The sequence below is a fragment of the Mycetocola sp. genome, assembly GCF_046716805.1.
In the GTDB taxonomy this organism is placed as follows: domain Bacteria; phylum Actinomycetota; class Actinomycetes; order Actinomycetales; family Microbacteriaceae; genus Mycetocola_A.
Map to the genome: position 1 here is coordinate 1 of NZ_JBKJWH010000007.1, position 5,584 is coordinate 5,584.

4 protein-coding genes and 1 pseudogene are annotated in these 5,584 nt (G+C 65.5%); 1 reads left to right on the forward strand and 4 read right to left on the reverse strand.

All coding sequences use genetic code 11. The features are described 5' to 3' along the window. Nucleotides 1-54 precede the first annotated feature (54 nt). Nucleotides 55-2,376: a DUF4073 domain-containing protein gene (locus tag ACLQ62_RS00575; RefSeq protein ID WP_411719714.1), complete on the reverse strand. Its 2,322-nt coding sequence runs from the start codon at nt 2,374-2,376 to the stop codon at nt 55-57. A 202-nt stretch (nt 2,377-2,578) separates the two neighbouring features. After that, the gene (locus tag ACLQ62_RS00580; RefSeq protein WP_411719715.1) at nt 2,579-3,337 is read right to left on the reverse strand and encodes a GntR family transcriptional regulator; all 759 of its coding nucleotides are present in this window, start codon (nt 3,335-3,337) and stop codon (nt 2,579-2,581) included. 202 nt (nt 3,338-3,539) lie between these two features. Here ACLQ62_RS00580 and ACLQ62_RS00585 point away from each other — a divergent pair, with 202 nt between their 5' ends. Next, nucleotides 3,540-4,289 (forward strand): HAD family hydrolase, encoded by a 750-nt coding sequence (locus ACLQ62_RS00585; protein ID WP_411719716.1) that lies wholly within the window; start codon nt 3,540-3,542, stop codon nt 4,287-4,289. Here the strand turns inward: ACLQ62_RS00585 and ACLQ62_RS00590 are convergent. Together ACLQ62_RS00590 and ACLQ62_RS00595 are read right to left on the reverse strand one after the other, a co-directional pair. Next, nucleotides 4,231-5,067: an ABC transporter permease gene (locus ACLQ62_RS00590; protein ID WP_411719717.1), complete on the reverse strand. Its 837-nt coding sequence runs from the start codon at nt 5,065-5,067 to the stop codon at nt 4,231-4,233. The two genes, ACLQ62_RS00585 and ACLQ62_RS00590, sit on opposite strands and share 59 nt — an antisense overlap. Continuing rightward, nucleotides 5,064-5,584: pseudogene (locus tag ACLQ62_RS00595) on the reverse strand (ABC transporter); the annotation flags it as partial. The gene ACLQ62_RS00590 and the pseudogene ACLQ62_RS00595, both read right to left, overlap by 4 nt.

The window sequence follows — 5,584 nt, forward strand, 5'->3', positions numbered from 1 at the left end:
CCGAAGATCTTCGGAGCGGCCAGCCGTGTGTTCACCGAATGGTGGGTGCGGCGCTCAGCCGCGGCTCACCCGCCAGGCTGATTCCGCTTCTGCTCCCGTGCGGGGCAGGGCAGCGTGCTCACTCGCTGCGGTGCCTGGCCCGTTGCCTCGGCCACCGCCCTGGCCCTTGCCCTGCCCGTTGCCTTGCCCGTTGCCGTGCCCGCCGTCGCCGTTCGACCCGGGCACCAGAGCGGCGATCGCATCACGAATGGCCTGCGCCATCGCGTCGACCAGGTGCTGCTCGTAGGCCGTCAGAGAACGGTCCACCGCCTTCACAGCGCGGTTCAGGGCGGCCACTGACTTTGCGGTGTACGCGCTCAGGTCAGTGGGGATGCTGATCAGCGCGCTGTCGACCGCGGAATAATCCGCGGACCGATCGGCGTCCGGTGCGACGACAGCCGAAAAGGGGACCAGCGGGTTCGGGATCGTGATCTGGCGCAACTGCTGATCGGACGCGAAGTCGTACGCCGTGACCACGATGCGGTCTCCGTAGGAGTCGAGGGTCAGCCCGCGGTTGACGTCGCCCGTCGTGACCTCCGTGATCCCGTCAGTGTTCTCGCCGCGAGCATCCCATTCGATGTGCATGGCGAGGGTGTTGATGGCCCAGAATCCGTCGGAGTGCCCGTCGGCGGTCCGTCGCTGCATGGCCCAGTCGCCCAGTTCAGCCGGGTAGTGGGTGTGGCCGCTGAAGATGATCGCATTCGGGTAGTTGCCGAGGATGCTCGTCAGCCGGTCGTTGTGCTGGTGGTGAGTGCTGTACCACGGGATCCATGAGGCCGAGACGGTGTCGCCCAGAGGGAAATGGGAGATTACGACGACCTGCTTGTCGAGTGCGGTCCAGTGTGCCAGTCGTTCCTCGAAGAAGCGCAACTGCTCTTCGCTCATCGCCACGTCGGAAGGAGCCGCGAACTCCTGACCGAGCACGATCACCGGCTGCTCGCCCGAAGGTCCATCGAGTACGTACTCGCCCCACGACTTCTCGCGCTCCGCGAAGTCGAGGAACCGCTGGAAGTTGGCGGCGAATCCGCCGGCGGCGTACCGTTCGTGGTTACCGATCGCCGCAATCGTCTGGTCCGGGCGGAAGTCCGCCGAGCCCTCCATCACGTCGTAGATCTCGTCCCACTCGCGCGACTCTCCCGAGTTCACGATGTCGCCGACCATAAGCAGTCCGTCGGCGTCCGGCGCGATCTCGCGGAAGCCCTCGAGGCCGTTGGCGAAGTCTTGCGGGTGACCCTGAATGTCTGAGACGACCCAGGCCTGAGTCGGATCCTGGAGGGTAGCGGTGAGTACCTGGTGCACCATGACCGAGTCGATGGCCCAGTAGAGCGAGTCGGCGCCGCCGGTGAATTCCCAGGAGAAGACTACGCTGCTGGCGCGGGCGGGAACATCGACCGAAAGATCATGGGCGCCGTTCATCTCGATACCGTCGTAGCCACTCGTCACACTGGCTTCGTCGAGGCGAAGGACCTCGATCGGTGCTGCCCCGTCAAAGCTCGCCCGAACGACCCCGGACTGACCGGATGCACCACGGTAATGGCTGTCGAAGGTGAGACGCACCGCGCCCAGGTCTGTGACGGCAACAGCTTCACTGGTGAGGGTCGAGGCGAAGGGGTGGTCGCCGAACTGCTGCGCGTCGGCGACAGCGATGGCGTCGTGGGATCGGCCGAACCTCTTGCGCATTTCGTCGACGGAGCTCGTCCAGTCAGTGCGGGTGGTGAACTGCCACCCGCGGTACGCGTCAGAACCGGCATCCGCCATGTCGGCGTCTGACTCAGTGCTCCACCCGACCGGAGTGGATCCGACGGTGAAGCCTTCGCGCAGAATCACGCCGTCCGTGGTGATGTCGGTGACCACAGGATCGATCTCGACGGGTGCGTTGGGGTCGCCGGGCGCCGGGGCGTCAGGATCGGCGATGACCGTGAACGTCTGCCGTTCGGCCAGGGGAGCATATCCGTCCTGTGCAAGAAACCAGACATGGTAGATGCCGGCGGGAAGGCTCAGTGTGAAGGCTGCCGAGCCGGAAGCATCGGGGGAGTACTGCCAGAGAGTGGAGGCCACAGGGCCCGGCTCGTCGCCGTCGGTGTAGATTCCGATCCAGTTCTGCGGATGCTGCTGGTCGGTCGTATAGTCGATCGTCAGCACGCTCTCGGCCTGCAGCTCGCTGGCTGACAGAGTGAACGAGGAGCCGGTGGCGTCAACGGCAGAAACGGCCGGGGCGGTTGTGTCGATCGCAGCCGCATTGGTGACAGGCGTGACGACCAGCGCCGCCGCGATCGCCATGCACGCGAATGCGACTCGGCTGCGGCCTAAGCCTCGGACGGCCTTCGGATGAGACATGTCAGGTCCTTTCGGGAGACCCGCGGGGTGCGAGCCTGCCACGAAGTCTTCGATCTGATTGTGAACGGGCGGTGGATTCGTGCGGAACAACTTCTCACCGAACGACTCCGACGGGCGGTTCGAGGGAGATGACTGTGCACAGCGGTCCAGAATCGCCCCGGAAACGAGCGAAGCACTGCGTGCGCACTCGCCACCCTGCCGGTCAGTCCGCTGGGCTGGCGTTGCGCATCAGCGAGTTAGTCGTGACCGACGTTGAAACCTGGAACGACACTGTACCCGGCAGGTAGCGATCGTCTCCGAACTCGATGGCGCGCCCATCGGTCGCGTAGCTCACGCGAAGAACCCGGAGCAGCGGGCTCGATCGACGCACCGAGAGCAGGGCGCTGTCTGCACTCGACGCGGAGACGGCGTCGATCGTGTGGTCCGCATGTGCCGTCACGATACCGAACCGGTCGTGCATCGCCTGAACGACCGACGGCTCGTCGGCGGGCAGAGACTCGATCGCATCGGCGACCCACCGCGGATAGGTAGTGCGCTCCAGCATCACATCCCGGCCGTCCAGCGACCTGATCCGCGTCACCCGCAACACCTCGTCGTGAAGGGCGACCCTGAGCCGACGCGATTCACGAGCGTCTGCCCGACAGCGCGCCGTATCGGTCACTCGGCCGCCCGGCACCATCCCCTTGCTGACGGCCCACTGTGCGAACGACCTCAGGTGAGCGAAGCTCTGCGTCTGAAGGGTCGACTGGATCGTCCAGCCGGAACCTTGTCGTGGCGACAGTGTTCCCTGTCGGGCGAGAGCGGCGAGGGCATGTCTCACGGTTCCGCGTGCCACCCCGTAGTGTTCGACAAGGCGGTGCTCAGGAGGCAACACCGAGTCACGGGTGAACTCGCCGTCGATGATCCGCCTCGACAGATCCAGGGCGATCTGCCGATAGCCGAGGTCATTCTTCGCAGTCACGCTTCACATTGTCCATCACCGGTGATGCCGATTCCGGCGCCGACCGATCACTGTGGACACCTGACCAGCAGGGTTCACCCCACGGCATCCATCGTTTGCCCGCCGTTCGCTTCGTGTTTGAACTCTGCTGTCCGTGAGACGCGCTAATAGGTCAGTCCCCGTCAACGGGGCCTGCCAGTGAAACGACTCCTCGAGGACCCAGATGCTCTCCCGCTCGCAACAGAACGACGTGCCCGAGACACTGGCCCGCAGCACAGCCGCGGTGCTCTGCGATCTCGACGGGACGCTGCTGAACACCGAGGAAGCGTGGAGACAGACGGTCATCGAGTCGATCGAAGCGATGGGCTTCGTCGCCTCCGAGCGTGTGGTCTCCGCGGCCGAGGGTGCAACGCTGGAACAGACTGCAGCACTTCTCACGCGCGAGTTGAGTCTGGTCGACGCCGCCGACGTCGTGCTCCATGCCCTCGAGACCCGCGCACTCGCACGGCTTCGAACCAACACCGGCTGGCTCCCGGGCGCGCGCGAACTTCTCGTGTCCCTTGATCATGTCGACGTGCCCATCGCTCTCGTGACAAGTTCACCCAGGCGGTGGGTGGACGCGATTGCCAAAAACCACGACCTGTCGGTGTTCGAGGTGGTCATCACCGCGGATGACGTCGTGAACACCAAGCCTCACCCGGAGCCATACGCGGCCGCCGCCGCAGCGCTCGGCGTCGATCCGGAACGCTGCGTCGTCTTCGAGGACTCGCGTCCCGGCCTGAACGCTGCACTCGCCGCCGGTTGCCGCACTGTGCTGGTACGCACCGGAACCGCTCCGTGGTCGGAGGGTGCCGATGCCGTCGTACAGAGCCTGACCGGTGTCACAGCAGCCTGGATCGCCGAGCGTTTCGGGCTCAGCGCACCGACTTCCGCTCGTAGATCACCATCGACCAGACGTACCCGGCGGCCGTGATCACAACGCACCAGCCGATCGCCAGCGCCGGGTTCCAGCCGAGCGGGGTACTAAGCAGCAGCCCGCGGAGAGTCTCGATGAACGGGGTGAAGGGTTGGTACTCGGCGAACCACTGCAATCCCGCCGGCATCGACTCGGTCGGTACGAAGCCGCTGCCGAGCATCGGCAGAATGACCAGCAGGAGCGGCAGGTTGCTCGCCGTCTCGACCGACTTCGCCTGCATGCCCATGGCGACTCCGAGCCAGCTGATCGCGTAGGAGATGGACACGATCAGGCCGGCGGCGGCGAGCCACTCGCTCGGCCCGGCGGTCGGGCGGAACCCGATCAGCCAACCGACACCGAGCACAAGGGCGACGGCGAGAATCGCCTGGATCATGTTGCCGAGCACGTGCCCGGCAAGCACCGCTGCCCGCGAGATCGCCATCGAACGGAACCGCGCGGTGATTCCTTCGGTCATGTCCATTGAGACCGTTGTGGCCGCGCCGCCGGCGGTGCCCGCGATGGTGATCAACAGGATGCCGGGCATGACGTACGCGAGGTACGCCTCCCGGCCGCCGGCCGGGTCCATGCCCGGCAGACCGGCCCCGAGGGTGCCGCCGAGGACGACGACAAACAACAGCAGGAAAACTACCGGCCCGCCAATGGTGAAGATGGTCAGACCCGGGTAGCGCACGATGTGCAGCAGATTGCGGCGCAACATCGTGATCGAGTCGGCGACGACGTGCGACTGCCGACTGGTGCCCGCGCCTGTAGGCCGCTGGGCGGTGATGGTGGTCATGACACGGTTCCTTCCGACTCGACCCGGCCGGACTGATCCTTCTTCCCCGTCAGGGCGAAGAAGACGTCATCAAGGTCCGGTGTGTGAATGCTGAGGTCGTCGACCTCGAGATGGGCCGCTCCGAGACGGTCCAGTACGGCGCCCAGCGCGTCGACCCCGCCGTCACTCGGCACCGAGAGCGCGAGCCCGGCATCGTCTCGATCGGACTCGTCGAGGAGGCGGAATGCCGCCTCTAGCGTTGCAGCATCCGCGAATGTGAGTTGGATGTGCCCACCTGGCACGAGTCGCTTGAGTTCATCGGGTGTTCCGTGGGCGACGATGCGGCCGTCGTCGAGAACGGCAATATTGTGCGCGAGCTGGTCTGCTTCGTCGAGGTGCTGGGTGGTGAGCAGCACTGTCGTGCCCTGGCTGACCAGATTCCGCACAATGTTCCACATGGTGTGACGGCTGCGCGGATCGAGGCCTGTGGTGGGCTCGTCGAGAAATATCACGCCGGGGGTTGAGACGAGTGTCATGG